The sequence below is a fragment of the Longimicrobium sp. genome, from assembly GCA_036389795.1.
Taxonomy (GTDB): Bacteria; Gemmatimonadota; Gemmatimonadetes; order Longimicrobiales; family Longimicrobiaceae; genus Longimicrobium.
On the sequence record DASVWD010000136.1, the window covers coordinates 32,922 to 59,361 of the forward strand.

Annotated in this window: 25 protein-coding genes; 24 read left to right on the forward strand and 1 reads right to left on the reverse strand. The window is 72.2% G+C overall.

Annotation, left to right across the window (positions count from 1 at the left end):
• Nucleotides 1–236 precede the first annotated feature (236 nt).
• The 3 genes from lspA (at nucleotide 237) to VF746_18020 (ending at nucleotide 4,130) form a co-directional block, all read left to right on the forward strand.
• Nucleotides 237–827, forward strand: coding sequence for a signal peptidase II (gene lspA / locus VF746_18010; protein HEX8694321.1), 591 nt, complete (start codon nucleotides 237–239; stop codon nucleotides 825–827).
• Complete coding sequence (locus VF746_18015; protein ID HEX8694322.1) at nucleotides 811–1,770, forward strand: RluA family pseudouridine synthase; 960 nt, start codon at nucleotides 811–813, stop codon at nucleotides 1,768–1,770. The genes lspA and VF746_18015 overlap by 17 nt, the downstream gene beginning before the upstream one ends.
• A gap of 440 nt (nucleotides 1,771–2,210) precedes the next feature.
• Nucleotides 2,211–4,130 (forward strand): Xaa-Pro dipeptidyl-peptidase, encoded by a 1,920-nt coding sequence (locus tag VF746_18020; GenBank protein ID HEX8694323.1) that lies wholly within the window; start codon nucleotides 2,211–2,213, stop codon nucleotides 4,128–4,130.
• Nucleotides 4,131–4,182: 52 nt separating this feature from the next.
• Here the strand turns inward: VF746_18020 and VF746_18025 are convergent, their stop codons facing one another.
• Complete coding sequence (locus VF746_18025; GenBank protein ID HEX8694324.1) at nucleotides 4,183–4,731, reverse strand: hypothetical protein; 549 nt, start codon at nucleotides 4,729–4,731, stop codon at nucleotides 4,183–4,185.
• A gap of 524 nt (nucleotides 4,732–5,255) precedes the next feature.
• Between VF746_18025 and VF746_18030 the strand changes: the two genes are divergently transcribed.
• The 21 genes from VF746_18030 (at nucleotide 5,256) to VF746_18130 (ending at nucleotide 26,275) form a co-directional block, all read left to right on the forward strand.
• Nucleotides 5,256–5,747: a chemotaxis protein CheW gene (locus VF746_18030; GenBank protein HEX8694325.1), complete on the forward strand. Its 492-nt coding sequence runs from the start codon at nucleotides 5,256–5,258 to the stop codon at nucleotides 5,745–5,747.
• A gap of 49 nt (nucleotides 5,748–5,796) precedes the next feature.
• The gene (locus VF746_18035) at nucleotides 5,797–6,159 is read left to right on the forward strand and encodes a response regulator (GenBank protein ID HEX8694326.1); all 363 of its coding nucleotides are present in this window, start codon (nucleotides 5,797–5,799) and stop codon (nucleotides 6,157–6,159) included.
• A gap of 107 nt (nucleotides 6,160–6,266) precedes the next feature.
• Nucleotides 6,267–8,231, forward strand: coding sequence for a chemotaxis protein CheA (locus VF746_18040; protein ID HEX8694327.1), 1,965 nt, complete (start codon nucleotides 6,267–6,269; stop codon nucleotides 8,229–8,231).
• Between the two features lie 457 nt (nucleotides 8,232–8,688).
• Nucleotides 8,689–9,333 carry a chemotaxis protein CheC gene (locus VF746_18045; GenBank protein HEX8694328.1) on the forward strand — a complete coding sequence of 215 codons (645 nt, stop codon included), beginning with the start codon at nucleotides 8,689–8,691 and terminating at the stop codon, nucleotides 9,331–9,333.
• Nucleotides 9,326–12,088: a tetratricopeptide repeat protein gene (locus VF746_18050; protein ID HEX8694329.1), complete on the forward strand. Its 2,763-nt coding sequence runs from the start codon at nucleotides 9,326–9,328 to the stop codon at nucleotides 12,086–12,088. The genes VF746_18045 and VF746_18050 overlap by 8 nt, the downstream gene beginning before the upstream one ends.
• A gap of 9 nt (nucleotides 12,089–12,097) precedes the next feature.
• Nucleotides 12,098–13,234 carry a DUF4388 domain-containing protein gene (locus VF746_18055; GenBank protein ID HEX8694330.1) on the forward strand — a complete coding sequence of 379 codons (1,137 nt, stop codon included), beginning with the start codon at nucleotides 12,098–12,100 and terminating at the stop codon, nucleotides 13,232–13,234.
• Nucleotides 13,231–14,349, forward strand: a complete 1,119-nt coding sequence (locus VF746_18060; protein ID HEX8694331.1) for a tetratricopeptide repeat protein — start codon at nucleotides 13,231–13,233, stop codon at nucleotides 14,347–14,349. The genes VF746_18055 and VF746_18060 overlap by 4 nt, the downstream gene beginning before the upstream one ends.
• On the forward strand, nucleotides 14,346–14,699 hold the full coding sequence (locus VF746_18065; protein HEX8694332.1) for a roadblock/LC7 domain-containing protein: 354 nt from the start codon (nucleotides 14,346–14,348) through the stop codon (nucleotides 14,697–14,699). Before VF746_18060 ends, VF746_18065 begins: the two co-directional genes overlap by 4 nt.
• The gene (locus tag VF746_18070; protein ID HEX8694333.1) at nucleotides 14,696–15,175 is read left to right on the forward strand and encodes a roadblock/LC7 domain-containing protein; all 480 of its coding nucleotides are present in this window, start codon (nucleotides 14,696–14,698) and stop codon (nucleotides 15,173–15,175) included. The genes VF746_18065 and VF746_18070 overlap by 4 nt, the downstream gene beginning before the upstream one ends.
• Before the next feature lie 144 nt (nucleotides 15,176–15,319).
• Nucleotides 15,320–15,940: a GTPase domain-containing protein gene (locus VF746_18075; GenBank protein ID HEX8694334.1), complete on the forward strand. Its 621-nt coding sequence runs from the start codon at nucleotides 15,320–15,322 to the stop codon at nucleotides 15,938–15,940.
• A gap of 120 nt (nucleotides 15,941–16,060) precedes the next feature.
• A complete protein-coding gene (locus tag VF746_18080; GenBank protein ID HEX8694335.1) occupies nucleotides 16,061–16,465 on the forward strand; it encodes a hypothetical protein in 405 nt (134 codons plus the stop codon).
• Nucleotides 16,462–17,085 (forward strand): hypothetical protein, encoded by a 624-nt coding sequence (locus tag VF746_18085; protein ID HEX8694336.1) that lies wholly within the window; start codon nucleotides 16,462–16,464, stop codon nucleotides 17,083–17,085. The genes VF746_18080 and VF746_18085 overlap by 4 nt, the downstream gene beginning before the upstream one ends.
• 147 nt (nucleotides 17,086–17,232) lie before the next feature.
• Nucleotides 17,233–18,426: a DnaA/Hda family protein gene (locus VF746_18090; protein HEX8694337.1), complete on the forward strand. Its 1,194-nt coding sequence runs from the start codon at nucleotides 17,233–17,235 to the stop codon at nucleotides 18,424–18,426.
• A 2-nt stretch (nucleotides 18,427–18,428) separates the two neighbouring features.
• Nucleotides 18,429–20,045, forward strand: a complete 1,617-nt coding sequence (locus VF746_18095; protein ID HEX8694338.1) for a DUF4388 domain-containing protein — start codon at nucleotides 18,429–18,431, stop codon at nucleotides 20,043–20,045.
• Nucleotides 20,042–20,899 carry a protein-glutamate O-methyltransferase CheR gene (locus VF746_18100; GenBank protein ID HEX8694339.1) on the forward strand — a complete coding sequence of 286 codons (858 nt, stop codon included), beginning with the start codon at nucleotides 20,042–20,044 and terminating at the stop codon, nucleotides 20,897–20,899. Before VF746_18095 ends, VF746_18100 begins: the two co-directional genes overlap by 4 nt.
• The gene (locus tag VF746_18105; GenBank protein HEX8694340.1) at nucleotides 20,896–21,381 is read left to right on the forward strand and encodes a chemotaxis protein CheD; all 486 of its coding nucleotides are present in this window, start codon (nucleotides 20,896–20,898) and stop codon (nucleotides 21,379–21,381) included. Before VF746_18100 ends, VF746_18105 begins: the two co-directional genes overlap by 4 nt.
• Nucleotides 21,368–22,516 carry a chemotaxis response regulator protein-glutamate methylesterase gene (locus tag VF746_18110; GenBank protein HEX8694341.1) on the forward strand — a complete coding sequence of 383 codons (1,149 nt, stop codon included), beginning with the start codon at nucleotides 21,368–21,370 and terminating at the stop codon, nucleotides 22,514–22,516. Before VF746_18105 ends, VF746_18110 begins: the two co-directional genes overlap by 14 nt.
• Nucleotides 22,517–22,957: 441 nt before the next feature.
• Nucleotides 22,958–23,455, forward strand: coding sequence for a chemotaxis protein CheW (locus tag VF746_18115; protein HEX8694342.1), 498 nt, complete (start codon nucleotides 22,958–22,960; stop codon nucleotides 23,453–23,455).
• Nucleotides 23,452–23,982 (forward strand): chemotaxis protein CheW, encoded by a 531-nt coding sequence (locus tag VF746_18120; GenBank protein ID HEX8694343.1) that lies wholly within the window; start codon nucleotides 23,452–23,454, stop codon nucleotides 23,980–23,982. The genes VF746_18115 and VF746_18120 overlap by 4 nt, the downstream gene beginning before the upstream one ends.
• Nucleotides 23,983–23,992: 10 nt before the next feature.
• Entirely contained in the window at nucleotides 23,993–24,853 is an 861-nt protein-coding gene (locus tag VF746_18125; GenBank protein ID HEX8694344.1) for a tetratricopeptide repeat protein, read from the forward strand.
• 567 nt (nucleotides 24,854–25,420) lie between these two features.
• On the forward strand, nucleotides 25,421–26,275 hold the full coding sequence (locus VF746_18130; GenBank protein HEX8694345.1) for a hypothetical protein: 855 nt from the start codon (nucleotides 25,421–25,423) through the stop codon (nucleotides 26,273–26,275).
• Nucleotides 26,276–26,440 lie beyond the last annotated feature (165 nt).

Below are 26,440 nucleotides of genomic sequence, written 5' to 3' on the forward strand. Positions count from 1 at the left end.
TACGGAACTTCATCCTCACGACGGAGACCCGCGTGAGGGATGCGCGCCCGACAGGGCCGGGACCCCGGAGCGCCGGGGGTTGGGCGCGGAGGGGGCCCGGCGCCGTTGGGCACGGTCGTATCGTGCCCTACGGCGCGCGCAGCCCGGCCCGGAGCGCAGCGGAGGGACACGCCCGAAACCGCGGTGCGAAGTGCGAGGTGCGAAGTGTGGTTCCAAGCCACTCTGGATGACGACGCATGACTGAATCGGTGATGACGGAGAGCATGCGCGGGGCGCGGGCGCTGAGCCAGGCGGACGCGGAGCGGCGCAAGCTCGGACTGTACCTGGGCACCGTCGGCGGGGTGATCCTGCTGGACCAGGTGACCAAGTTCGTGGTGGAGCGCTCGCTGCAGCTCTACAACCCGGTGCCCGTGCTGGGCGACGTCTTCCGCCTCACCTACATCTTCAACCGCGGGGCGGCGTTCGGGCTGAACCTGGGCCAGAGCTCGCGGTGGATCTTCATGGGGCTGGCCGCCGTCGCGGTCGTCGTCCTCTGGCTCATGTACCGCGGGACGCCGTGGGGCGACAAGCTGCGCCTGATCGCCATCGCCTCGGTCACCGGCGGGGCGATCGGCAACCTGATCGACCGGGTGCGCTCCTCGCGCGGGGTGGTGGACTTCCTGGACTTCGGGGTGGGCGACGTGCGCTGGCCGGTGTTCAACGTGGCCGACATCGCGGTGACGGTGGGCGCGCTGATGCTGGCCTTCAGCCTCTGGCGCGAGGAGAAGAAGATCGAGCACGAGCTGGACCCCACCGCGGACCCCGTCGCGGATGACGCCGGGGAGTGAGGAGACGGTCGAGCTGGTCGTGGAGGAGGCCTCCGGCGACCGGCTCGACGCCTGGCTGGCGGCGCGGCTCGGCGTCAGCCGCTCGCGCGCCGCGCAGTGGATCGAGGAGGGCCACGTCCGCCTCAACGGCGCGGCCCCGAAGAAGAAGGACCGCCCCGCCCCCGGCGACCGCGTCTCGGTCGCCGTCCCCCCGCCCGAGCCCTCGGACGTCGCCCCGGAGGCGATCCCGCTGGACATCGTCTACCAGGACCGCGACCTGGCGGTGATCGACAAGCCGCCCGGCCTGGTGGTGCACCCCGCCGCGGGCCACCGCTCGGGGACGCTGGTGAACGCGCTCCTGCACGCGGTGGGCGACCTGTCGGGGATCGGCGGGGTGCTCAGGCCGGGGATCGTGCACCGGCTGGACAAGGACACCTCGGGACTGCTGCTCATCGCCAAGAACGACGAGGCGCACCGCGTCCTCTCCGACGAGCTGAAGCGTCGCCAGATCAGGCGTGCCTACCTCACCGCCTGCTGGGGCCACCTCCCGCAGGAAAAGATGACGGTGGACGCGCCGATCGGGCGGCACCCGACGGACCGCAAGCGGATGGCGGTGGTGCCGGACGGGCGCCCGGCGCGGACGCACTTCTCCCGCCTGGAGCGCTGGCCGGCGGCCGACCTGCTGCGCGCGGAGCTGGAGACGGGACGCACGCACCAGATCCGCGTACACCTGCTGCACCTGGGCCACCCCGTCGTCGGCGACCGCACCTACGCGTCCGCGCGCGAGCGGGGGGTGAGCGGGCCGGAGCGCGGCTGGGCGGCGGGGCTGGCCAGGCGCGTCCCCCGCCAGTTCCTCCACGCGGCCGAGCTACGCTTCACCCACCCCACGACGGGCGAGCCGATGCGCTTCGAGTCGCCGCTGCCGCCGGACCTGGCGGACGCCGCGGCGTGGGCGCGGGTCTGACGCCGGGGTGATTCCCCGCGCTGATCCCCCGCCGGAGTTGTCCCTTCCGTCGTTCGCAACAGGCCGCCGGTGTCCTCGTCACCGTTCACAGAGGACGATCACGCCTGATTCCATCCTGCTGCCGGCAGGCCGGCTCGCGGACACCATCGCGACCGGCTTGGCACAGGCGGCCGGGAGCATGTACCCGTTCGCTCCGATCTGCCTACTTCCACGAATCCCACGACAGCCCGGCGGCTCTGCGCCTCGCCCTGCGCCCACGCGGGCAGGGGTGGCTGCGATGCGCTGACCACTCAGGAAGGGAAGCAGGCGAGCTCGGGCGCTTCTGCTCCCCCTTTCGCACCGGCACGGAATCGGTAACCTTCACGTCGCCCGCTTGCCCGGCCCGGGTATCCGTCGCTCCCGTCTTCCCTCGGCTGAACGAGCACCACTGAGACGCGCCCATGACTGAATGGCTCTCGCGCCGCGCCGGCATCGCCGCCGCGCTCATGCTGGCCTGCGCCGCGCCGCTGCACGCGCAACGCGCCGGACCGGTCTTCGTGAACGGCATGGCGCAGGTCGTTCCGGCTTTCGCCGATTCCGCGCAGTGGATTCGCCAGAATCTCTGGGTCGAAACGGACTTCGACTCCGACCGCGACGGCCGCAGCGATCGCGTGCACGTGGCGGTGACGCGGCCTCGCCAGACGGAGACCGAGGGCCTGAGGGTGCCGGTCGTATACGGGTCGAGCCCCTACTTCGCCGGCGTCGCGCGCACGTCCGCGTTCTGGAACGTGCGCCAGGAGCTGGGCGATCCCTCCCCGCCGCGCGGCTCGATGCTCGGCCCCCCGCACGATTCGACCCGCACCCGCATCTCGAACCAGCTCGTGCGTACGTGGGTGCCGCGTGGCTTTGCCGTCGTGCATTCGGATGCGCCGGGCACCGGGCGCTCCCAGGGATGCGTGACGGTGGGCGACACGCCGGAGCGTACCGCGATGAAGTTCGTCGTCGACTGGCTGAACGGACGCGCGAAAGGCTATACGACTCCGAACGGCGCCGAGGAGGTGTCGGCGACGTCGTGGTCGACGGGCAGGGTGGGGATGATCGGCACGTCGTACGAGGGCACGCTGCCACTCGCCGCGGCGACGACGGGGGTCGCGGGACTCGAGGTCGTCATCCCGGTCTCCGCGAACACGTCCTACTACCACTACTACCGTTCGAACGGGCTGGTGCGCTCGCCGGGTGGGTATCTCGGCGAAGACGTGGACGTGCTCTACGACTTCGTGGCCAGCGGCCCTCCCGCCACGCGCACCGTGTGCGACCGCATCTGGAAGGGCGGCGTCTTCGCCTCAGGGCAGGACCGCAGGACCGGCGACTACAACGACTTCTGGGCTGCGCGCGAGCTGCTGCCGTACGTGCGGAACATCCGGGCGGCGGTGCTGCTCGCGCACGGGCTCAACGACTTCAATGTCATGCCGTCGCACAGCGTGCGGATCTACGAGGCGATGAAGGCGGCCGGACTGCCCGTCTCGCTGTACCTCCACCAGGGCGGCCACGGAGGCGATCCGCCCGCCGACATGGTGAACCGCTGGTTCACGCACTACCTCTTCGGCGTGGACAACGGCGTCCGCCGCGACCCGCCGGTGTGGATCGTGTCGAGCACCGCCGCCGATTCGGCCGCTGCAGCGGCGCGTGCGTCGGGCCAGCGTGGTGCGATGCCGGCGCCGGTTCCGTTCGCGTCGTTCCCGGTGCCGGGGTCGGCGCCCGTCCGGCTCTATCCCACGGATGGCGGCAACGGCATCGCCCCGCTCGCCCTCCAGCCCTCGCGAGGGCTCGACTCCATCGTCGACGACGCCGCCGTCACCGGCAGCGCCAGTGCCGGCGCGCCACGCTCGGCCCATCGCCTGCTCTTCGCGACGGCGCCCCTGACGGATTCGCTGCGCATCTCCGGCACGCCGCGCGTCACCATACGCGTAGCCGCCGACCGGCCCGCGGCGAATCTCAGCGTGTGGCTCGTGACCCTGCCCTACGACTCGACCCGGATCGGCGCCGCCAGCCGCGCCGGCGTGGTGACGCGCGGGTGGGCCGACATCCAGAACCACGCGTCGCTCACGCGCGGCGGCGTCTACGAGTCGAAGCGCCGCGGTGATCCGCTCGTCCCGGGGAGGTACTACGACCTGACCTTCGATCTCGAGCCGGACGACCAGGTCATCCCGGCGGGGAGGCAGCTCGGGATCATGATCATGTCGAGCGACCCGGAGTTCACGCTCTGGCCGAGGGCGGGAACACGGCTGACGGTGGATCTCGCGGGGACGTCGTTCACGGTGCCGGTCGTGGGCGGCGGCGCGGCGTTGATGCGCGCGGGCGGCGTACGGCGGAATCCCTGATCGAGGCGAGACGAAGCGCGTCGGAGCGCTCCCCAGGCCGGGCGGTGCGTCCTTACGGCGACCGCGTGTAGACGAGCCGGTAGACGAGCGGCGCCGACAGGCGAGGGCTGGTCATCGTAGCCACCATCGTCAGCCTCGTGCCGTCCGGGCTCACCGTGAAGACGTTCTGGCGCTGGCCGTCTTCCGAACGGAAGGTCTGCACCAGCGCCTGGTCCTCCCACGTGGTCGTCACCACCACGCAGGCGTCTCGCATCTCGGTGCAGGGGCGGCCCGTCCGGCGGTGCCAGAATACCGGCTGCCCGTTCGCCGGGCTCGAGACGGACGGGTACCCCGGCATGTCTACGCTGACATTCTCGTCGAAGGAGAAGATCAGCCGCGGGTAGGGGACGTTCGTCGTCCGCAGCCGCGAGCGCGCGACCTGGCGCACGACGAAGTTCATCCCCGCGATCGACGCGTTGATCTTCGCGTCGATGTCGTCGCTCTGCTCCGGGTCGAGCGTCCAGGCACCGCTGAACCGCGGGCTCTCCTGCGCCAGACCCCCGGCACTCGCCAGCGCCAGGAGAGCGACGATCGCCAGCAGCGGAACGCGTTGACGGCACATGGCGCGTTGGTTCAGGGGCTGGAAGAGGCCGCAAGCCGGCGACGCAGAGATCTCCCGTACCACGATCGGGACGCGTCCCCTGGCCAGGGAGGGCCCGGTCGCATCCGCTTCGACTGCAAACCCCGCGCTTGGAGAAGCGGCCGAGCCTGGAGATCGGGGATCACCTGCCGGGGGCGGCGATGGATGGCCTTCCACACCAGCGCCGTCACGACGGCGCCGGGTGACGAGGCCGGGTCATGTCGTAATAAATTTTCGCAGGGGCGGCTTGCGCTGTAAGTTTTTGTGCCAGCCCGCCTTTGCGTCGTACGGGATCGTCATCGCGGCCTCATGCGCCGGATGTTTTGCGCTCGCCTCTCCACGACATCCGCACGCTGCCTGACGCGCCGCGGAAATGGCGGCACCGGCGCGGCACCCTGGCACCCTCGCGGTCCCGGTGTGCACGGGGCCGTTGCTTGACCCGCAAAGGTGCCCCCGCTATACTGTTCCGCTCACCTCCCCGAGCGGAGTCTCCCCCCAGGCCGGCAATGCTCCACACCGACACCGAAGCCGATGCCGCCGCCGTGGCGGCCGACGAGGTGGTCGAGCCCGAGCGCATGGTGCTGTTCGTCGTGGACGGGCACCGCTTCGGGATCCCCATCGACCGCATCCGCGAGATCATCCCCAGCCGCCCCTACACCCCGCTCCCCGGGAGCGGCGCGCACGTGTGCGGGCTGATCAACCTGCGCGGGCGCATCGTCACCGTGCTGGACCTGGGCGCCCGCCTGAACCTCCCCCCCGCCCGGCGCCACCCCGACCACAGCATCGTGATCGTGGAGCACCAGGGGAAGCTGGTGGGGATGGCGGTGGAGGAGGTGGCGCGCATCGCCAGCGTGGACCCGGGCTCGCTGGAGACCTCGGCCGAGACGCTGCGCTCCCTGAGGGTGGACCGTGCCTACCTGCGCGGCGTGGGCGAGGTGGACGAGGAGATCTTCGTCGCGGTGGACCCCGACGAGCTCTTCGCCGGCATCCTGGCCTGACCCGGCCCCGTGACTTTCCAACCCATCCGCCCCTGAGACCGGAGGCTCGATGAGTCAAACCGTGTTGATCTGCGACGACGCCATCTTCATGCGGACGATGATCGGCGACATCCTCACCCAGGCCGGCTTCCAGATCGTGGCCGAGGCCGAGACCGGGCTGCAGGCGGTGGAGAAGTACCGCCAGCACAAGCCCGACCTGGTGACGATGGACATCGTGATGCCCGACATGGGCGGGATCGACGCCGTGCGCGAGATCATCAAGGAGGACCCGAACGCCAAGATCCTGATGTGCAGCGCCATGGGGCAGCAGGCGCTGGTGATCGAGGCGATCCAGGCCGGCGCCCGGGACTTCGTGGTGAAGCCCTTCCAGCCTTCGCGCGTGCTCGAGGCCGTGCAGCGAGTCCTCGGCTGAACCCCGTTAGTCCTTAGTGCTTAGTCCTTAGTGCTTTAGCTTTAGTACCCGCTCACTAAGGACTGAGGACTCAGGACTAAGGACTTTCCAAGGATGTAACCCCGCCCATGGAGCTGTCCCAGTACGCGGAGCTCTTCCTCTCCGAGTCGCGCGAGCACGTCTCGACGATCAACCACCTCCTGCTGAGCCTGGAGAGCGACCCGGGCTCGCGGGAGGCGGTGGAGGGGGTGTTCCGCGCCGTGCACACCATCAAGGGGATGAGCGCCACCATGGGCTACCGGCCCGTGGCCGACCTCTCCCACGAGATGGAGAACCTGCTGGACCGCATCCGGCAGGGGAAGGCCGACGCCTCGCCCGAGACCATCGACCTCCTCTTCCAGGCGTGCGATGCGCTGGAGAAGGCGATCGAGGCGGCGGTCGAGGAGGCCGACGAGGAGCCCGACCTGGAGGCGCTGCTCACCAGCCTACGCGCGGCCGCCGGCGACGACCGCGCCTTCGACTACTACGCCCCCGAGGTCTCGCTCGACGACGGCGACCCCGGCACGGTGGAGGTGGCCGCGCACCCGCAGCAGGAGGCGCTCCGCGTGCGCGTCGCCGTGGCCCGCGGCGCGCTGCTGCCGGGCGTGCGCGCGTTCATGGCGCTGCGCCGGGCGCGCGAGCTGGGCGAGGTGAGCGGCGTGGAGCCCGCCGAGGCCACCTTCGACGCGGCCGACTTCGCGGGGGTCGTGCGCTTCGTGCTGCGCACCCCGAACCCCGGGGACGAGGTGCGCGACGCGCTCCTCTCCGTGGGCGAGGTGGACGAGGTGGAGGTCGTCGAGCACCGGCCCGATGCGCCGGTCGCTTCCGCGCCGGCGGCGGAGGAGGAGGCGCAGGAGAGCGCGGGCGGCCGGGTGGCGGTGGGCGCGGCGGGGCGGGTGCGCAGCTTACGCGTGGACCTGCGCCGGCTGGACGCGCTGATGAACCAGGTGGGCGAGCTGGTGATCGTGCGCGACCGGCTGCGGAGACTCGCCACGGGCGCCGAGGCCGAGTTGGCCGAGAGCGTGGACCAGGCGTCGCGGCTGATCGGCGAGCTGCAGGACGAGATCATGCGCGCCCGCATGGCGCCGGTGTCGCAGGTGTTCGACCGCTTCCCCCGCCTGGTGCGCGACGCGGCGCGGGCGCTGGGGAAGAAGGTCGACTTCGTGATCGAGGGGAAGGAGATCGAGCTGGACCGCTCGATGCTCGACGAGATCGGCGACCCCGTGGTGCACCTGCTGCGCAACTCCCTGGACCACGGGATCGAGACGCCGGAGGAGCGCCGCGCGGCCGGCAAGCCCGAGACGGGGACGCTGCGCCTGCTGGCCAGCCGCGAGCGCTCGCGCATCCTGATCCGGGTGGAGGACGACGGCCGCGGCATCCAGCGCGGCAAGGTGCTGCGCAAGGCGACGCAGACGGGCCTGGTCTCCCGCGAGGAGGCCGAGGCGATGAGCGACGAGGAGGTGCACCGCCTGATCGTGCGCCCCGGCTTCTCGACCGCCGAGACGGTGACGGACGTGTCGGGGCGCGGGGTGGGGCTCGACGTCGTCGCCACGCGCGTCCGGGCGCTCGGCGGGCTGCTGGAGATCGAGAGCCGCGCGGGCGAGGGGACGCAAATGACGCTGCAGCTCCCGCAGACGCTGGCGATCGTGCGCGCCCTGCTGGTGCGCCAGAGCGGGGAGACGTACGCGCTCCCGCTCACGCACGTGGGCGAGACGATCCAGCTCCTCCCCGACGAGGTCGGCACGGTGAAGGGGAAGACGGTGGCCTTCATCCGCGACGAGGTGGTGCCGCTGCACGCCATGCGCTCGATCCTGCGCACCAACGGCGCGCCGCCGGAGGGGCCCAAGCGCGCGGCGGTGATCCTGGAGGTGGGCGAGCAGCGGGTGGGGATCGAGGTGGACGCGCTCCTGGGCCAGCAGGAGATCGTGGTGAAGCAGTTCGACGCCACCAGCGACACGCTGCGCCTCTTCTCGGGCGCGACGATCCTCTCCGACGGGCGGCCGGCGCTGATCCTGGACGCGGGGAGCCTGCTGGGGGCGGCGGCGAACGGATAGGGCCCCCTCCGGCTCGCTGGGGCTCGCCACCTCCCCCGGCTGCGCGGGGGAGGCTGCAGGGCAGGCTTCGGTGAGCGCGGGGGAGATGGGCGTAGGGCGGGAGTGACTTACGGCACGGTGCGGGAGACGGGTCTTCGTAGGGGCGAGGCATGCCTCGCCCGGCGGATGCCGGCAGGTGCGCGAGCGGCGGCCGATGTGCTGGCGCCACCCTCGCACGGACTCGCATGCTCGCCCCTACGGAACTTCATCCTCACGACGGAGACCCGCGTGAGGGATGCGCGCCCGGAGGGCCGGGGCACGGGCGCGCCGGGGGTTGGGCGCGAACGTGACCCGGCGCGGTTGGGCACAGTCGTATCGTACCCTACCGCGCGCGCAGCCCGGCCCGGAGCGCAGCGGAGGGACACGCCCGAAGCCGTAGTTGCCGTTGAAGTTGCAGCTTGATGTTTCTCTTCAGAGGATGACGAACGGGAGCGATCCGACGATGACGCTCGACCTGCGGGACCTGGGGGCGATCCAGCTCGACGCCCTCCGCGAGGTGTCGAACATGGGCGCGGGCCACGCGGCCACCGCGCTGTCGCAGATGACGAACACCCGCATCATGATCAACGTCCCCCGCCTGCAGGTGACGGCGCTGGAGGACGTCCCCGACATCATGGGCAACCCGTCGGAGGTGGTGGCGGCGGTGCTCATGCACATGCTGGGCGACCTCACCGGGCGGACGCTGCTCATCTTCCCGCGCAACGCGGCGATGCGCCTGGCCGAGATCCTCATGCACCGCCAGCCGGGGACCAGCCACGTCTTCGGCGAGCTGGAGCAGAGCGCCATCAAGGAGGCCGGCAACATCCTCTCCGCGGCGTACATGAACGCGCTGTCGGACTTCATGGGGCTCATGCTCCTGCCGTCCGTCCCCTCGCTGGTGATCGACCTCTGCGGGGCCGTGCTCACCACGGCCTACACCAACTTCGGGCACGAGCGCGACTACGTCTTCTGCATCCAGACGGAGTTCCTCATGGAGGGGGACGAGGTGGTGCAGGGGCAGTTCCTGCTGCTGCCCGACGTGGAGTCGCTCGAGATCATCCTCCAGGCGATCCGCCTTGCCTGAGCTGCTGGACCCCGCCGCCCCCGAGCCGCCGCAGCGCCCGCCCCACTCGGAGCGCGACCTGCGCATCCTGCGCGGCTTCGCGCAGCGCATCGACGCGGCCGACGCGGGCGCGCACAACAACCTGGGCGTCCTCTACTTCAACAAGGGCCTCCACGAGGAGGCGATCCAACAGTTCCAGCGCGCGCTGGCCATCGACCCCAAGATGGTCGTCGCCCAGCGCAACCTGGAGATCGCCTACTTCAACACCGGCTACTACGACCGCCTGATCAGCGAGCTGCGCGAGCGGCTGCGCGACGACCCCACGGACGTGGAGGCCAGGACGCGCCTCGCTCAAGCCTACCTGAACACGGGCGACCATGCGGGCGCCGTCGCGGAGCTGAAGCGCGTGCACGCGCAGGCGCCCGACGACCTCGGCGTCCTCATCCAGCTGGGCCAGGCGGAGAAGGCGGGGGGGAACTTCGAGGCGGCGATGGAGTGGTTCCAGCGCGCGCTGGAGGCGGACCCCGACTCGGCCGTGCTGCACTTCTACGTGGGCGAGCTCTTCTACAACCGGGGGCTGAACGACGACGCGCTCCGGGAGCTCGTGCGCGCGGTGGAGCTGAACCCGGACCTGGCCGACGCGCACTACGTGCTGGCCTTCGTCTACGGCGACATGCAGGACATGGAGAAGGCGGCCGCGTCGTCCAGGCGGGCGATGCAGCTCAACCCGCAGTTCGCCAAGGCGCAGGCCAACCTCTCGCTCGACCGCTACAGCACGGCGCGCTACCAGGAGCTGGTCGGCGGGCGCGTCCGCCGCCCCGAGGTCGCGACCGGCGAGGCGCTGGCGCACTACAACCTGGGGATCGCCTTCCGGCAGAAGGGCCTCTACAACGAGGCCCTGCGCGAGTTCCAGCGCGCCCTGGAGCGCGGCGAGGAGCCCCACCTGGCCCGCCAGGCGATGGCCGAGGTGCACCTCCTCCAGGGGAAGACGTCGCAGGCGCTCGACCTCTACGACCGGCTGCTGGCCGAGGACGAGAAGAGCCCCAAGCTCTGGAACGAGCGCGGGGTGCTGCTGCACCAGACGGGCGACGTGGCCGAGGCCGAGGCGGGGTACCGGCGGGCGATCGAGAACGACCCGGCGTACGCGCTGGCGTGGAACAACCTGGGCGTGGTGCGGCTGCACCGCGGCGACGCGGAGGGCGCGGAGCAGGCGTTCGGCGAGGCGGTGACGCTCCGCCCCGGCTTCGTGGACGCGTGGTGCAACCGCGGGCTGATGTACCTGCGCCGCGGCCGCCACGGCGCGGCGCTCGACGCCTTCCGCGCGGCGCTCAAGTCCAACCCCGAGGCGGCGTCGGCGTGGAACGGGATCGGCGCGGTGCTGATGGAGACGCGCCGCTACGACGAGGCCCGCAACGCCTTCGTCCGCGCGGTGGAGGCCGACCCCGACCACGCGGAGGCGCGCTACAACCTCTCCTTCGTCCTCTCCAACCTGGGCGACTTCGAGGGGGCGCTGCGCGAGACCAAGCGGGCGCTGGAGCTCAATCCCTACTACACCACGCCGCGCTACAAGCTGGCCATCGACCTCCAGTTCGAGTACGCCGAGGTGCTGGCCCCCGAGCTGGACGCGGCGGAGCGCCTGGGCGAGGGCCAGGCGGTGGAGAGCTTCGCCTTCGACGACGCGGCGCTGGACGCCATCTTCCAGGAGCTGGCGCCCGCCCCCTCCGCGCCCGAGGCGCCGGCCGGCCCGCCCGCGGACGCGTTCGCCCTCGCCGAGGACTACCTGTCGAAGGGGCTGCTGGACCGTGCGCTGGCGGAGATCCGCCGCGTGGCCGTCGCGGGGGCGGACCCGGTGCAGGCGGCGCTGCTGACCGCGCAGCTCTTCCTCCGCCAGGGGCTCGACGGCGAGGCGCTGGAGCGCTTCGACGCGGCGGTCGCGCGGCTGGAGGGGAAGCCGTGGGGCGAGGACCACTCGCGCGCCTTCGCGGGCCGCGCCCGGGCGTCGCTCCGCCTCGGCAGGTTGGACGACGCGCGCGAGGCGGCGGAGGCCGTGCACGAGCACGACCCGGACCGCGTCGAGAACCTCCAGGTGCTCGGCGAGACGCTCCTCCTGCAGGGCGAGGCCGGCGAGGCGGTGCGCGTCTTCTCGCGCGCCTGCGAGCTGTCGCCGAAGGACCCCGCGCTCCTGCGCCACCTGGGGCGCGCGGCGGTCGCGGCGGGGAAGCCCGACGACGCGGAGCGGGCGCTCAGGCTGGCGATCCGGCACGACCCCGACTTCGTGGCCGCGCGGCTGGAGCTCGGCCGGCTGTACCTGGACCGCGGGCGGACGGACGACGCGGTAACGGAGGCGCGGGCCGCGCTCGACGTGCTGCCGACGTACGCGGACGGGGCGCTGCTCCTGGCGCAGGCGCAGCGCGCGGGGGGGCGCTTCGGCGAGGCGGTGGACGTGCTCGTCGACCTGCTGGAGGGCGACCCGTACCACTTCGACGCGCTCCTCCTCCTGGGCCAGGTGCTGATGGACGAGGGGCGGCGCTCCGACGCGCGCACGGCCTTCCTGCGCGTGCTGAAGTTCGACCCCGACCGCGCCGAGGCGCTCTTCCACCTGGGGAGCGTGGCGGCGGCGGAGCGGCGCTTCCGCGAGGCGATCGAGCACTGGCGGCGCGCGGTGGAGGCGGACCCCGACGGCGAGTACGCGGTGGCCGCGCGCGAGAACATCGCCACGGCGCTGGACCTGGCGCACGTCTTCCACACCGCGGCGGCGCCCGCGCCCACGGGCTGAGGCCGGGCGATGGCGATCGAAGGACCGCTGCGCGAGCTCGCGCTCTCCGACGTCTTCCAGCTGCTGGACCTGTCGCGCAAGACGGGGACGCTCACCATCACCCACGAGTCGCGCCACCGGCCTGCGGTGGTGCGCTTCGACCGGGGCGCGGTGGTGGGCGCCGAGCTGGGCGAGGCGCACGAGCGCATCGGGCACCTGCTGCTGCGCGCCGGCAAGGTCACCGAGCGCCACATCGAGCACGCCCGCCGCGCGCAGGACCGCGAGCCGGGGCGGCCGCTGGGGGCGATCCTCGTCGAACAGGGCGTCATCTCGGCCGACGACCTCAAGCGCCAGCTCCGCTTCCAGATCCAGGAGGCGATCTTCGAGCTGATCCGCTGGAAGGACGGCTACTTCCGCTTCGACGAAGTACCGGTGCCGCAGAACGGGGGCGTGGGAGTGCGCGTCCCCACCGAGAGCCTCCTGATGGAGGCGGCGCGGCGGATCGACGAGTGGAGCACGCTGGAGTCCAAGGTCCCCCACATGGGGGTGATCCCCGCGCTGGTGAGCGAGTCGGCCGAGGGGCCCACGCTGGACCTGCACCCGTCGGAGTGGGAGGTGCTGGCGGAGATCGACGGCGTGCGGACGCTCAAGGAGATCTCGGCCACGCTGGGGCGCGGCGACTTCGAGATCGCCAAGATCGTCTACGGGCTGGTGACCACGGGGATCGTGGAGATCCTGGAGGAGCGCCCCCCCGAGACGGCCGCGCCGATGGAGCGCCCGCTGCGCGACGCGCTGGGCGAGGCGCGCCTGGCGCTCTCGGACGGGCACCCCGACCGGGCGCGCCGGCTGCTGGACGACCTCTCCCGCGCCCACCCCGACCGCCCCGAGGTGTGGCTGATGCTGGCCGAGGCGCAGCGCAACCTGGGGCGCTGGGGCGAGGCGGTGATCTCGCTGGGCCGCGCCGCCGCGCTCGATCCGCTGGCCGCGACGACGCACTACCACCTGGGCTTCGCCGCCGCGCGCACGGGCGACTTCCACCGGGCGGAAGAGGCGTGGGCCACGTATCTCCGGCTGGAGGACGGCGACGCCGCGCGCCGCGAGAACGCCGAGCGCGCCCGCGCCGCGGCCGACGCGCTCCTCTCCGCGCTGGACCGGGAGGTGGGATGAGCGCTTCTCCGCAGCAGGTGCGGCAGTGGAGCGAGGAGGTGGCCGCCGACCCGGGGAGCCGCGCCTTCCTCCCCCTGGCCGAGCACTACCGCGCCGCCGGCCGCCACGACGCCGCGCTGCGCCTGGTGGTGCGCGGGCTGGAGCGCCACCCGTACGACGTGGAGGCGCACCACCTGCTGGGCCTCCTCTACCGCGACGCCGGCGACCTGGTGCGCGCCGAGGACGAGTGGGGCACCGCCGTGGCGCTCGCCCCCGAGCACCTGGCCGCCCGCCGCGAGCTGGGCCTGTTCTACTACGCGCGCGGCGACTGGGAGCAGGCGGTCAGGCACCTGGACCGCGCCCGCGAGCTCGACGTGATGGACGACGAGGTGCGCCTGGCGCTGGAAGAGGCGTGGGCGCGCTCCCGCGAGGGCGGCGGGAGGGGACGCGGGAGAGGGGACGGGGGACGGGGGACAGGGGACAGCCGGCAGGTCGTCGCCGAGACGCCGGCTCCGGCCGCGCCTCCCGCGTCCGCCGACGCTCCGGCCGCGCCGGTCTCCCCCGCCCCGCCGTCCGACGAGGCCCGGGCGGACGCCGGCGCCGCGTCTCCGGCCCCCGCGCCGTCCGACGCCGCAGCGCCGGCCGGGACGACCGACAGCAGTTCGCACTTCGCACTTCGCACTTCGCACTTCGCACCTGCCGCGCCGACCGAGGCGGAACCGTCCACCGGCGGATGGCAGGGCGGGCGCGAGTTCGAGGTGCTGGCGGGCGAGCTCCACGCGCTGGCGGGCGAGCGGGGGATCGTGGGGGCGGTGATGCTGGACGCGCAGGGGTTCGTGGTCGCCGGGGAGCTGCACGTGGGCGGGCGCGACCGGGGGCCCGAGATCGCCGCCGTGCTCTCGCCCGCGTCGTTCGAGGCCGAGCGCAGTCTGCGGCACCTGGGGCTGGGGAGCTGGCGGGGGATCCTGGTGGAGACGCCCGAGCACGTGGTGCGCCTGTCGCCGACGGCGGACGGGGGGATGGTGGCCGTGGCGGGGAGCCGCGAGGTGCCCACCGGGTGGGTGCTGCGCGTGGCGGGGCGCGCCCGCGAGGCCGCCGAGCGCTTCCTGGCCGCACTGGGTTCGGAGGGCCGGTGAGCGCCTACGGCGAGCTGCTGGACCGGGTGAACCGGGTGAGCGGCGTGCGCGGCTCCATGGTCGTGGCGCTGGACGACGGCCTGGTGGTCGAGGAAGACCTGATGTACGGCGTCCCCGGCGAGGCGGTGGCCGCGCTGGTGGCCTCCATCTTCCGCCGCGCGCGCCGGAGCGTGGAGGCCGCGGAGTTCGGCGCCGCGTCGTTCGTGCAGGTGGAGGGCGACGAGGGGCTGCTCTTCGCCGCGGCGCCGCCGCAGCTCGGCGACCTGCTGCTGGTGGTGATCGCCGAGCGCTGGGTGAACGTGGGCCTGGTGCGCCTGGAGGCCGCGAAGGTGGTCGAGGCGCTGGGATGAGGCGCGCCGACCTGCCGCAGTTCGTCGGCGCCCTCACCGAGCCGGTCGACCGGTTCGCGCGCGAGGCCGGACTGCGCCTGGTGCTGCTGATCAACGAGAGCGGCCAGGTGCTGGCGCAGCGCGGCTTCGCGCGGGCGCTGGACGTGATGGGGGTGGCGGCGCTCGGCGCCGGCATCCACGCCAGCAGCCACGCGCTGGCGGTGATGGTGGGCGAGGGCGGCTTCAAGCACCTGCACCAGGGCGGGGCGGCGGCGCAGGTGTTCCTGGGCCCCTTCCGCACCCCGGCCGAGGACCTGATCGCGATCGCCGTCTTCGGAGAGGACTCCTCGCTCGGCCTGGTGCAGGTGTTCTTCGCCGAGTTCGTGCGCGAGGTGGCGGCGCTCCCCGGCTGGGCCCAGCTGCGCCCCACCGCCGACGCCGAGGCGTTCGAGCGCGACCTGGAGGCGGGGCTGGAGACGGTGTTCGGGGAAGGATGAACGGCGAGTGCGAAGGTGCTTTAGTCTTTTAGTCCTTAGTCCTTAGTAGCTCCGCACTGGGCACTGGGCACTGGGCACTAAAACACCAAGCACTAAGGACTAAAACACTTAGCATTCAGTACTTTACGGCGAAGCGGAGACCGAATGTCCCTGGTCAACTACTCGACCCGCGAGATCACCTCGAAGATCGTCTACTACGGTCCGGGGCGGAGCGGGAAGACCACGAACCTGCAGTACATCTACGGCCAGGTGCCCGAGGAGCGCCGCGGCCGCATGGTGTCGCTGGCCACCGAGACCGACCGGACGCTCTTCTTCGACTTCCTCCCGCTGGACCTGGGGACAATCTCGGGGTTCCAGACGCGCTTCCAGCTCTACACCGTCCCCGGCCAGGTCTACTACGACGCCACCCGCAAGCTCGTCCTGCAGGGCGCCGACGGAGTCGTGTTCGTGGCCGACAGCCAGCGGGCGCAGGCCGACGAGAACGTGGAGAGCCTGCGCAACCTGCACGTGAACCTGCTGGAGCAGGGCGTCGATCCGCGGCAGATCCCCATCGTGCTGCAGTACAACAAGCGCGACCTCCCCGACGTGCTGAGCGTGGAGGAGATGGACGACCTGCTCAACTACCGCGACCTCCCGCGCTACGAGGCGCGCGCCCTGGCCGGCGCCGGCGTCTTCGACACCCTCCGGGGGATCAGCGAGCAGGTGCTCCGCCGCCTCTCGCAGCGCTTCGGCCGCGGCGTCACCCCGGCGGGCGCGGGGGCGTAGCGCACACCGGAGAGCGGTGTTGCGGCGGACGTGTGCTCCGCGTGGCGTATTCGCACCGACATCTGGACGGACTGGACCCGGGTGTTAGATTGGTGAGGACACCCGAGCGGAGGAGGCTGCATGGCCAGCAAGAAGCCCTGGCGGACGGTTCTCGTGCCGGAGGAGACGGGCCGGTTCACGCGTGAGCAGATCGACGCCGTAATCCTCAAGGCCAAAGAGGAGCGCGAGCGGAAGGCTGCCGCCAAGGCGGGCAAGCCGCCGCGGCAGCATCGAGGCGAAGCAAAAAGAGGTGGTCACATGGCGAGCAAGAAGCCCTGGCGCACCCTGGTCATCGACGAGAGCGAGGTCTGCGGCCGGTTCACCCGCACGCAGATCCGCGAGGCGGTGCTGGCGGTAAAGGCGGAGAGCGAGCGGAAGGCTGCAGCGAAGGCGGCGCGCGCCCGGAAGGTATCGGGTCGCGGTGCCGCCTCCAAGCAGGCCAAGGCGACTGCCGCGCAGTCGCGTAAGATGCCCAGGGCGGCGTGACGGCGGACGGGTACGACCGCAGCGTATTCATCAACTGCCCGTTCGACAGCCGCTACCGCCCGCTCTTTCGCGCCACCGTGTTCACAGTTCACGACTGCGGCTTCACCGCCCGTAGCGCGCTGGAGGTGGAGGACAGCGGGGAAGAGCGTATCCGCAAGATCAAGCGCATCATCCGCGAGTGCCGCTACGGCATCCACGACATCTCGCGCGTCCAATCCGACCCGGCGACCGGCCTCCCGCGGTTCAACATGCCCCTGGAACTGGGGCTGTTCCTGGGCGCGCAGGAGTACGGCGACGAGGAGCAGCGGCGGAAGCGCTCCCTGGTGCTGGACACCGAGCCGTACCGCTACCAGAAGTTCTGCTCCGACATCGCCGGCCAGGACATCCGCTCGCACCGCGACCAGCCCACCCGGGTGATCGCCGCCGTTCGCGCGATGCTCGCCACCGCACTGGGAGGCGCGGCCCGCGTTCCCGGTGAAGCCAGGATCCGCGCGCGCTACAGCCAGTTCCGGGCGGAGTTGCCCACCCTGTGCCACGGTCTCCACGTCAGGCCCACCGAAATCCAGTTCGTGGAGATGCGTACGTTGATCCAGGAGTGGCTGGACACGCATCCCCTCTGATCAATCGGGTTCTTGACGCACAAGCAGGAGTTTAGCCTTCACCCGCGCCCTGCCGGGCTGGCTTCTTCGGGCTGATGCGGATAGGTTTTTCCAGTTCCCCCCACCACGAGAACACCCGGCCCCCGACCCGACGCCCGAATCCAGCCGATGAGGTTCGAGCAGGATCCCCGCTTCACCTTCGACACCTTCGTGGAGGGCCCCGGCAGCCAGATGGCCGCGGCCGCGGCCCGCCGCGCCGCCGAGAGCCCGGGGACCAGCTACAACCCGCTCTTCCTGCACGGCGAGCCCGGGGTCGGCAAGACGCACCTCCTGCACGCCGTCGGCGCGCTCGCGCTGGCCGTCCGCCCCGAGCTGCGCGTCTACCACCGCACCGCCGAGGAGATGGTGGACGACCTCTCCAGCGCCGTGGGCGCGGGGACGGTCGACACCTTCCGCGACGAGCTGCTGGAGAGCGACCTGGTGCTGCTGGACGACGTGCACCGCCTCGCCGGGAAGGCGCGCACCCAGGAGGAGCTGCTCGCCGTGTGGGACGAGCTGGTGTGGACGGGGATCCAGGTGGTGCTCGCCAGCCGCGTCCCCCCGGCCGAGATCCCCGACCTGCACGACGGCCTGCGCGCCAGGCTGGCCGGCGGGCTGGTGATCGACATCCCCCCGCCCGAGCCCGAGACGCGCCTGGCCCTGGTCCGCCGCGGCGCCCGGGAGCGCGGGGTCGAGCTGGCCGAGGGGGTGGACCTCAGGATCGCCGAGCTGCCGCTGGAGGGCGCGCCCGAGCTGCACGCGGCGCTCGACCGCGTCGCCCGGGTGCAGGCGGACGAGGCGCGGCGGGTGGCGCCGGGCGAGGTGGCGGCGGTGGTGGGGCTCGCGGCGGAGGCCGAGGAGCCGGCCGACGAGTTCAGCGCCTACCTGGCCGACATCGTCAGCACCGTCGAGCAGCTGGTGGAGACCGACCCGTGGCGCAAGCGCCTGGCCGAGGCGATCCTGCGCTACGAGGGGGAGGGGATCCGCACCCGGCGGCTGGAGCACGCGCTGGAGGCCGACAGCGCCCCCGACGTCGACACGCTCCTCTCCGGCTTCGCGGCCGACCTGGAGCGGCTGCGCGCGATCGCCGCCGAGCTGATCGCGCTGGACCCCACCGCGGCCTCCGCCCACGTCCTCTCCGACCCCGACCGCGTGGCCGAGGCCGAGGCGCTCCTCCTCTCCGCCCGGGCCGCGGCCGAGCGCAAGGCCGAGGCGGCCGCGCCCGCCGAGCCCACGGTGGACCGCTGGTACTTCAACAATCCCGAGAAGGTGGCCTGGGGGTGGCTGGCGCTGGAAGACCGGCTGATCGAGGAGCTGGCCTGACGATGGCGATCAAGGGAAACCTGCGCGAGGCCGGCCTCCCCGACGTGCTGCAGCTGCTGGCCATGGGACAGAAGACGGGGTGCCTCTCGCTCACCGACCGCTCCAACTTCGGCTACATCTACTTCGACCGCGGGCGCATCACCTACGCCTCCATCGTCAACCGGCGCGACCGGCTGGGCGACCTGCTGGTGAAGAACGGGATGCTGGACGCCGCCGAGCTCTCGGCGGCCGTCGACGAGCAGGCGAAGAGCCCGGGGACGCGCCTGGGCGAGATCCTGGTGCGCAGGGGCGCCATCACCCGTGCTCAGCTGGAGCACCACATCCGCGTCCAGATCGAGGAGGCGGTCTACTTCCTCTTCACCTGGAACCAGGGGAGCTTCCAGTTCGAGCCCGGCCAGCGCCCCGAGGAGGGGGCCATGCTGGTGTCGATCAACCCCGAGAACCTCCTGCTGGAGGGGGCGCGGCGGATCGACGAGTGGAGCCTGATCGAGAAGAAGATCCCCTCGCTGGAGCTGGTGTTCGAGATCGACCGCTCCAAGTCCGTCGAGGGCCTCGAGCTCTCCGACGAGCAGCGCAAGCTCCTCCCGCTGGTCGACGGGAAGAGGAGCGTGCAGGAGGTGATCGACGAGAGCGGGATGGTGGAGTTCGACGTGGGCAAGGCGATCTTCGGGCTCATCCAGGCGGGCCTCGCCCACCCCGTGGGCCGGCGCGCGGCGCAGGCGCGCGAGGTGCCCCAGGCGCGCATCGACGAGCACCGCAACCTGGGGATCGCCTTCTACAAGACCGGGATGTACGAGGAGTCCACCCGCGAGTTCCGGCGCGTGGCCGACCTGCAGCCCAACAACGCCGACGCCCGCTTCCACCTGGGGCTGATCGGGCTCAGGAAGGGCGACGACCGCTTCGCGCTGCGCTACCTCAAGGAGGTGGTCGAGCTGGGCGGGGTGCGCCCCTCGGCGCTGCACGACATGGCGCTGGCGCTGGAGCGGCTGGGGCGGGCGGGCGACGCGCGCATGGCGCTGGAGGAGGCGGCGCGGCGGGCCCCGAAGCGGCCGCAGGTGCTGCTGTCGCGCGCCATCCTCCTCCTCAAGCAGGGCGACCCCCACGCGGCGCGCGAGGCGTTCGCCAGGTACCGCGAGGTGCTGGGCGAGGCCCGCCCGCCGGCCGCGTACTACGCCTTCGCCCCGCTGGCCGAGGCCGCGGCGGGGCGGGCGGACGAGGCGGTGCGCCTGGGCGAGGAGGGGGCCGAGGCGCACCCGCACTCGGCGTACGTGCACCTGCACCTGGGGGCGGTGCGCGAGCGGCGCGGCGAGTGGGCCGAGGCCGAGGCCGCCTACCGGCGGGCGGTGGAGGAGGACGGCGAGGTGCCGCAGGCGCGCAAGGCGCTGGGTGACGCGCTCTACCGCCGGGGGAGCTACGACGAGGCGGCCGAGGAGTACCGCAGGGCGGTGCAGCTCGCCCCCGCGCTCGGCGACGACGTGTACTTCCGGCTGGGGAACATCCACTACAAGCGGATGGACCGCGCCGAGGCGGTGGCGCTGTGGCGGCGGGCGCTGGAGCTCAACCCGCACAACACGGTGGTGCGCACCAACCTGGAGCTGGTGGAGAACGTGCTGCGATGAGCGGGACGCCGCCGCTGCCGCCGTACCTGTCCTTCACGCTGCCGCTGGAGGGTGACGAGGAGGAGCTGGAGAAGCTCAAGCGCAAGATCGAGCGCGACCGGGGCTTCAACTGCTCGTTCTACAAGGACAAGTGCCTGCGCCGCCGCATCGCGGTGCGGATGCGGGCGCGCGGGCAGCACACCTTCGCCGAGTACGCGGCCCTGCTGGACCGCGACGCGGGCGAGTACGAGCACCTGCTGGACACGCTCACCATCAACGTCACCAAGTTCTTCCGCAACCAGGAGACGTGGGCGGCCATCGAGCAGCAGGTGGTGCCGCACCTCTTCGCCCGCCCCGGGCCGGTGCGGGTGTGGAGCGCGGGAAGCGCGAGCGGCGAGGAGGCGTACACCGTCTCCATCCTCTTCCACGAGTGGGCCGAGCGGCACCACCGCAGGCCCGAGCTCGGGCGGGTGCGGATCGTGGGCACCGACATCGACCGCCGGAGCCTGGAGGCGGCGGAGCGGGGCGTCTACCCCGAGCTGTCGCTCTCCGAGACGCCGCCGCACCTGGCGGAGAAGTGGTTCTCGCCGGGGCCGCCCTTCCGCATCCGCCCCGAGGCGCAGCAGGGGGTGAGGTTCCTGCGGCGCGACCTGATCTCGGGCGAGCCGGAGCGCGAGCAGAGCCTGATCCTCTGCCGCAACGTGGTGATCTACTTCGACCGCGACATCCAGGAGCGGCTCTTCAAGGACTTCTACGACTCGCTGCTCCCCGGCGGGTTCCTGGTGATGGGAAAGGTGGAGACGCTGATCGGGATCGCGCGGACGCTCTTCCGCCCGGTCAACAACCGCGAACGGATCTTCCAGAAGCCCGCATGAACCGGCAGACCTTCGTGCGGGTGGCGCACCACGCCACGGGCGGCGCGCAGGACGTGCTGGTGACGCTGGGGCTGGGCTCGTGCGTGGCCATCCTGCTGCACGACCGCCTGGCCCGGGTGGGCGGGCTGGCGCACGTGCTGCTGCCGGAGCCGGCGCTCGCGCGCGACCAGTCGAACCCCGCCAAGTTCGCCTCCACGGCGGTGCCGCTGCTGCTGAAGGAGCTGGAGGGCCTGGGCGGCCGCACGGGGCGGATGGAGGCCCGGCTGGTGGGCGGCGCGTCGATGTTCACCTCGCTGATGGTGCCGGGCTCGCTCAACATGGGCGAGCGCAACGTCCGCGCGGCGCGCGAGGCGCTCCGGCGCGCGGGGATCCCCGTGCTGGCCGAGGCGGTGGGGGGCGACTTCGGCCGCTCGGTGCGCTTCACGGTGGGCGAGGGGAAGACGGTGGTCACCTCGGTGGGGAAGCCCGATGTCGTCCTCTAGGCCTTCGAAGCCCCGCTCCGGGAAGACGGGGGAGGCCCGCCGGCACACGGTGCTGGTGGTGGACGACAGCGCCTTCATGCGGCGGGTGATCAGCGACATCCTCTCGGCCACCGAGGAGTTCCGGGTGGTGGGCACCGCCAGGGACGGCAACGACGCGCTGCGCAAGGTGCACCAGCTGGACCCCGACCTGGTGACGATGGACGTGGAGATGCCGGGGCTCGACGGCCTCTCGGCGCTCGGCTACATCATGAGCGAGACGCCGCGGCCGGTGGTGATGCTCTCGGCGTACACCACGGAGCGGGCGGAGGCGACGATGCGGGCGCTGGACTACGGCGCGGTGGACTTCGTGGCCAAGCCGTCGGGGACGATCTCGCTGAACCTGGAGTCGGTGCAGGACCGGCTGCTGCAGGCGCTGCGGGCGGCGGCCGCGGCGAACCTGTCGATGCTCCCGGTGCGCGTGTACCAGCGCGCGGAGGAGGCGGCGAAGCGCCCGCCCGCGGCGCGCCGGCTGCGGCGCGGTGCGGCCCAGGGGCCGGAGGTGGCGGTCTGCATCGCGGCGTCCACCGGGGGCCCGCGGGCGCTGGTGGAGCTGCTGCCGAAGCTCAGGGTGCCGCTGGGGGCGGCCGTGCTGGTGGTGCAGCACATGCCGGCGCGCTTCACCCGCACGCTGGCCGAGCGGCTGGACGGACTGCACGGCCTGCCGGTGAGCGAGGCGGCCGACGGCGAGCCGGTGCGGCGCGACCACGTGTACCTGGCGCCGGGCGACTATCACCTGCGCGTGGTGCGCGGCGAGGGGGGCGAGGCGCGCATCGCGCTGGACCAGGGGCCGGCGGTGTGGGGGGTGCGCCCGGCGGCGGACCACCTCTTCCACAGCGTGGCCGAGGCGTACGGGGCGCGCAGCGTGGGCGTGGTGCTCACCGGGATGGGGCGCGACGGGGCCGACGGGCTGCGCGGGATCGTGGCCGCGGGGGGCGTTGGCATCGCGCAGGACCGCAAGACGTCGGTGATCTACGGGATGCCGCACGCGGCGGCCGAGTACGCCACGGCCGTCCTCCCGCTCTCCGGGATCCCGGCGGGGATCGAGCGGGCGGTGGACGAGCGGGCGGCGATGCAGGCGGAGCAGAGGCAGGAGTAGCGGGCTTCGGCGCGGCCGCGGGGGCCCTCACCCGCCGCCTTAGAGCGGCAACCCTCTCCCAACTTCGGGAGAGGGTGGACTCGACGGGTTCGGTGCGGGGACGGCGGTTTCGTAGGGGCGAGGCCTGCTTCGACCGGCGGACGGCGGACGGTGCGCGAGAGGCGGGGTTACGAGACGATGCAGACTCCGCACGGACTCGCAGGCTCGCCCCTACGGAGCTCATCGCCGCGACGGATGCCCGCGTGAGGGATGCGCGCCCGGAGGGCCGGGACCCCGGAGCGCCGGGGGTTGGGCGCGGAGGGGGCCCGGCGCCGTTGGGCACAGTCGTATCGTGCCCTACGGCGCGCGCAGCCCGGCCCGGAGCGCAGCGGAGGGACACGCCCAAACCGAAGTGCGAAGTGCGAAGTGCGAAGTGCGGAACCGCGACCCACACGAGCAGGCATGAGCAGCGCTGAGACGACGCCGACCGACTACCGGCCCTTCCGCGAGCGCGTGGCGGAGGACCAGGCGCAGGTGATCGCCTTCCGCGTGGGCGGGGAGTGGCACGCCTGCGACGTCCGGCTGGTGGAGGAGGTGGTCACCCGCCAGGGCGTGCACCCGCTCCCCGACATGCCGCCGCGCCTGCTGGGCGTGCTGCGGCTGCGCGGCGAGCTGGTGCCGGTGCTGGACGTGGCGCCGCTGCTGGACCTGGCGCTCACGGCGGAGCGGCCGGCGGTGCTGGTGCTCTCCTTCGGCGGGGCGCGCATCGGCGTGGCGGTGGACGCGGCGGAGGAGGTGATGACGCTCACGCCCGACTCCTACCGGCCCGCGCCGCACACGGGCGGCGAGCGCGACCTGTTCGTGGCGGGGGTGGCGCGGGTGGGGGGGCGGCTGGTGAACCTGATCGACCTCGCGGAGCTGCTCCGCGGGCAGACCACCCTTTCCGGGGAGGACCGGTGAGAAACGTACGGCAGGCCGCCGTGCCCCAGGTGCAGCTGGTCACCTTCAAGGTGGGCGGCGAGGAGTTCGGGCTCGACGTGTTCCAGGTGCACGAGATCCTGCGCTGGCAGGAGCCCACGCCGGTGCCCAAGGCGCCCGCCTTCGTGGAAGGAGTGCTGGACGTGCGCGGGGCGCTGGTGCCGGTGGTCGACCTGCGCAAGCGCTTCGAGGTGCCGAGCCTCGCCTACGACGACGACACCCGCATCGTGCTGGTGGACTTCCAGGGCGAGCGGCTGGGGCTGGTGGTGGACGCGGTGACGGAGGTGCTGCGCGCGCCGGAGACGGCCGTGTCGCCGCCACCGGCGTTCTTCAAGGGGCTCTCGGCCGAGTTCCTGCGCGGGCTCGTGCGGCTGGAAGGGCGCCTGGTGGTGCTGCTCGACCTGGAGAAGATCCTCTCCAGCCAGGAGCGGATGGCGCTGCTCCTTTCCGGCGTGGGCGGGCGCGGCGAGGAGGCGGCGGGCACGGCGGCGAAGCCCGCGGGGAAGTGACGTGGGCGGGATGACGACGGACGAGTACTTCGCCGCGCTGGAGGAGCGCCGCGAGCGGATCCGCGCCGAGCTGGACGCCGCGGGCGCCGGCGAGCGCGAGAAGGTGCGCGACGAGATCGTGGCGCTCTTCAAGGAGGCGGAGGGCGCCATCGAGCGGATGACGGCCTTCAAGGAGAGCATCCGCGAGCTGGTGCAGCGCTACAAGGAGCTGGCGCCCGAGAAGCCGCGCCGGGCGGAGAAGGGGAAGCCGGAGAAGTCGGTGGTCTCCGACCACCTGGGGAGCAGCACCTACGTGGAGCGCGGCTGGACGGCGATCGCGGGGGGCGACCACGCGCGGGCCATCAAGGAGCTGGAGCGCGCGCTGGAGCTGGCGCCCGACGACCCGCACGCGGAGAGCCTGCTGGGGTGGGCGCAGATGCTGCGCGGCCAGTACGACGACTCGCTCTTCACCTACTACAAGGTGCTGGCGAAGGACCCCAACAACCCGCTGGCCCGGGTGAACCTGGGGTACATCTGCCTGAAGAAGGGGATCTTCGGCGAGGCCATCGAGCACCTCTCCAAGGCGATCCGCCAGGACCAGGACCGCAAGGCGTCGCTGTACGCGCACTTCTACATGGGGCTGCTGTACCTGGACCGCGAGATGTACGAGGACGCGCGCGCCTTCTTCCGCAAGACGCTGGAGCTGGGCCCCGGGATGCTGGAGGCGTGGTACGAGATGGGCCGCACCTTCTACCTGCAGGGCAACCGCAAGGCGGCCGCCGAGGCGTGGCGGCAGGGGGTGGAGGCCAACCGCTTCAGCGTGTGGGGGGAGCGCTGCGGGGAGGCGCTCAAGCAGCTGGAGGCGGGGGCGGCGGTGTCGTTCGCGGGATAGTGCGAAGTGCGAGGTGCGAAGTGCGAAGTGCGAAGTGCGAAGTGCGAAGTGCGAAGTGCGAAGTGCGAAGTGCCAAGTGCCAAGTGCCAAGTGCCAAGTGCTAAGTCTTTTAGTGCTTTAGCCCTTAGAGGGTGTTACGAACCCGAATCCCCAGGGTGTCATCCTGAGGAGCCGCCTGCGCCGGAACAGCGGAATGAGCGGATGCCGGGGCGGCGACGAAGGATCTGCGGGCCGGGTCCGAGCGTGAGCCAGGCAGACGCGCGAGTCCCCACCCGCAGATCCTTCGGGCGCACAAGCGCTTGTGCAAAAGCGACTTCGGTGTGTGCGCCCTCAGGATGACAGCGTATCTCTGGTGCAGGCTCGTAACACCCTCTTGATTCCTGAGTGCCCGGTGCCGGGCGCCCGTCTCGTCCGACGGGCTCCCGGCACTCGTCACTGAAGGCTCGTGCCCTGGTAAAGCCGACGAAGCTCCCGCGCACCTTCGCAGCCGCGGCCGCGCTCGTCCTCGCGTCTTTCGCGACGGGGGAGGCGCGGGCGCAGGAGCCCGAGACGCTCGTCTCAGGCTCGGTGCGCGTGGTGCACGTGGCCCGGCAGCGTGCCCTCGCGCGCGAGGTGCTGGCGGCGGCGCTCGACTCCTTCCCCTACCCCGGCCTGGGGCGCCGCGCCGCGCCCGACTCCACCACCATCGTCCTGGCGCCGAGCCCCGCGGCGTTCCGCGAGGCGACGGGCGGCTTTCCCGAGTGGGCGGGGGGCGTGGCGATCCCCGCGCTGCGCACCATCGTGCTCCCCACCTACCCGTCCAGGCAGGTGCGGCAGGAGGAGGCGAGCGTGCTGCTGCGGCACGAGATCGCGCACCTGCTGCTGGCCCAGGCCGTCCCCGAGCCGGTGCCGCGGTGGTTCACCGAGGGGTACGCGGAGGTGGCCTCGGGCGGGTGGGACGTGGAGGGGGCGTGGCAGCTCAGGGTGGCGTTCCTGGTGGGCGGCGTTCCCCCGCTGGACTCGCTGGCGCTGGAGTGGCCGGCGGGCGCGGAGCGGGCGCGCTTCGCCTACCTCCTCTCCGCGACCGCCGTGGACCACCTGCGCAGGACCAGGGGAGAGCGGGGGATGGCGCTGCTCTTCCGCAGCTGGCGCGAGACGGGGAGCCTGGACCGGGCGATGCGCGCCACCTTCGGCATCACGCTGGGGCAGTTCGAAACGGAGTGGGCGCGCGACGTGAAGCGCCGCTACGGCTGGCTGCTGGCGCTGTCGAACCTGGCGCTGATCTGGTTCATCGCCACCGTGCTGGTGCTGGCCGCCTGGATCCCGCGCCGCCGCCGCAACCGCCGCAAGCTGGCGGCGATGGACGCCGAGGAGCGCATGCTCCCCCCGCCGCGCGACGACGGCGTCGACGTGGAGTATCCGCTACCGGAGCCGAGGGACTGAAGTGCGAAAGTGCGAAAGTGCGAAAGTGCGAAAGTGGGCCGTGTGCCTAAACAGAGTTGACGGCCCTGGGAATCACCACAGTGGTGAGCAGTTCGCGCATGCTCCAGATGTGGTCAGTTAGTCCGGCCGCCATCGCAGGCGAGCGCTGATCCCACCGCCGGCCTG

Coding starts and splice junctions, on each gene's coding strand:
- VF746_18015 (HEX8694322.1), top strand. CDS start 811: ATGACGCCGGGGAGTGAGGAGACGGTCGAGCTGGTCGTGGAGGAGGCC.
- VF746_18125 (HEX8694344.1), top strand. CDS start 23,993: ATGACGACGGACGAGTACTTCGCCGCGCTGGAGGAGCGCCGCGAGCGG.
- VF746_18055 (HEX8694330.1), top strand. CDS start 12,098: ATGGCGATCGAAGGACCGCTGCGCGAGCTCGCGCTCTCCGACGTCTTC.
- VF746_18075 (HEX8694334.1), top strand. CDS start 15,320: ATGTCCCTGGTCAACTACTCGACCCGCGAGATCACCTCGAAGATCGTC.
- VF746_18020 (HEX8694323.1), top strand. CDS start 2,211: ATGACTGAATGGCTCTCGCGCCGCGCCGGCATCGCCGCCGCGCTCATG.
- VF746_18110 (HEX8694341.1), top strand. CDS start 21,368: ATGTCGTCCTCTAGGCCTTCGAAGCCCCGCTCCGGGAAGACGGGGGAG.
- VF746_18025 (HEX8694324.1), bottom strand. CDS start 4,731: ATGTGCCGTCAACGCGTTCCGCTGCTGGCGATCGTCGCTCTCCTGGCG.
- VF746_18045 (HEX8694328.1), top strand. CDS start 8,689: ATGACGAACGGGAGCGATCCGACGATGACGCTCGACCTGCGGGACCTG.
- VF746_18060 (HEX8694331.1), top strand. CDS start 13,231: ATGAGCGCTTCTCCGCAGCAGGTGCGGCAGTGGAGCGAGGAGGTGGCC.
- VF746_18080 (HEX8694335.1), top strand. CDS start 16,061: ATGGCCAGCAAGAAGCCCTGGCGGACGGTTCTCGTGCCGGAGGAGACG.
- VF746_18095 (HEX8694338.1), top strand. CDS start 18,429: ATGGCGATCAAGGGAAACCTGCGCGAGGCCGGCCTCCCCGACGTGCTG.
- VF746_18090 (HEX8694337.1), top strand. CDS start 17,233: ATGAGGTTCGAGCAGGATCCCCGCTTCACCTTCGACACCTTCGTGGAG.
- VF746_18105 (HEX8694340.1), top strand. CDS start 20,896: ATGAACCGGCAGACCTTCGTGCGGGTGGCGCACCACGCCACGGGCGGC.
- VF746_18035 (HEX8694326.1), top strand. CDS start 5,797: ATGAGTCAAACCGTGTTGATCTGCGACGACGCCATCTTCATGCGGACG.
- VF746_18115 (HEX8694342.1), top strand. CDS start 22,958: ATGAGCAGCGCTGAGACGACGCCGACCGACTACCGGCCCTTCCGCGAG.
- VF746_18100 (HEX8694339.1), top strand. CDS start 20,042: ATGAGCGGGACGCCGCCGCTGCCGCCGTACCTGTCCTTCACGCTGCCG.
- VF746_18030 (HEX8694325.1), top strand. CDS start 5,256: ATGCTCCACACCGACACCGAAGCCGATGCCGCCGCCGTGGCGGCCGAC.
- VF746_18070 (HEX8694333.1), top strand. CDS start 14,696: ATGAGGCGCGCCGACCTGCCGCAGTTCGTCGGCGCCCTCACCGAGCCG.
- VF746_18040 (HEX8694327.1), top strand. CDS start 6,267: ATGGAGCTGTCCCAGTACGCGGAGCTCTTCCTCTCCGAGTCGCGCGAG.
- lspA (HEX8694321.1), top strand. CDS start 237: ATGACTGAATCGGTGATGACGGAGAGCATGCGCGGGGCGCGGGCGCTG.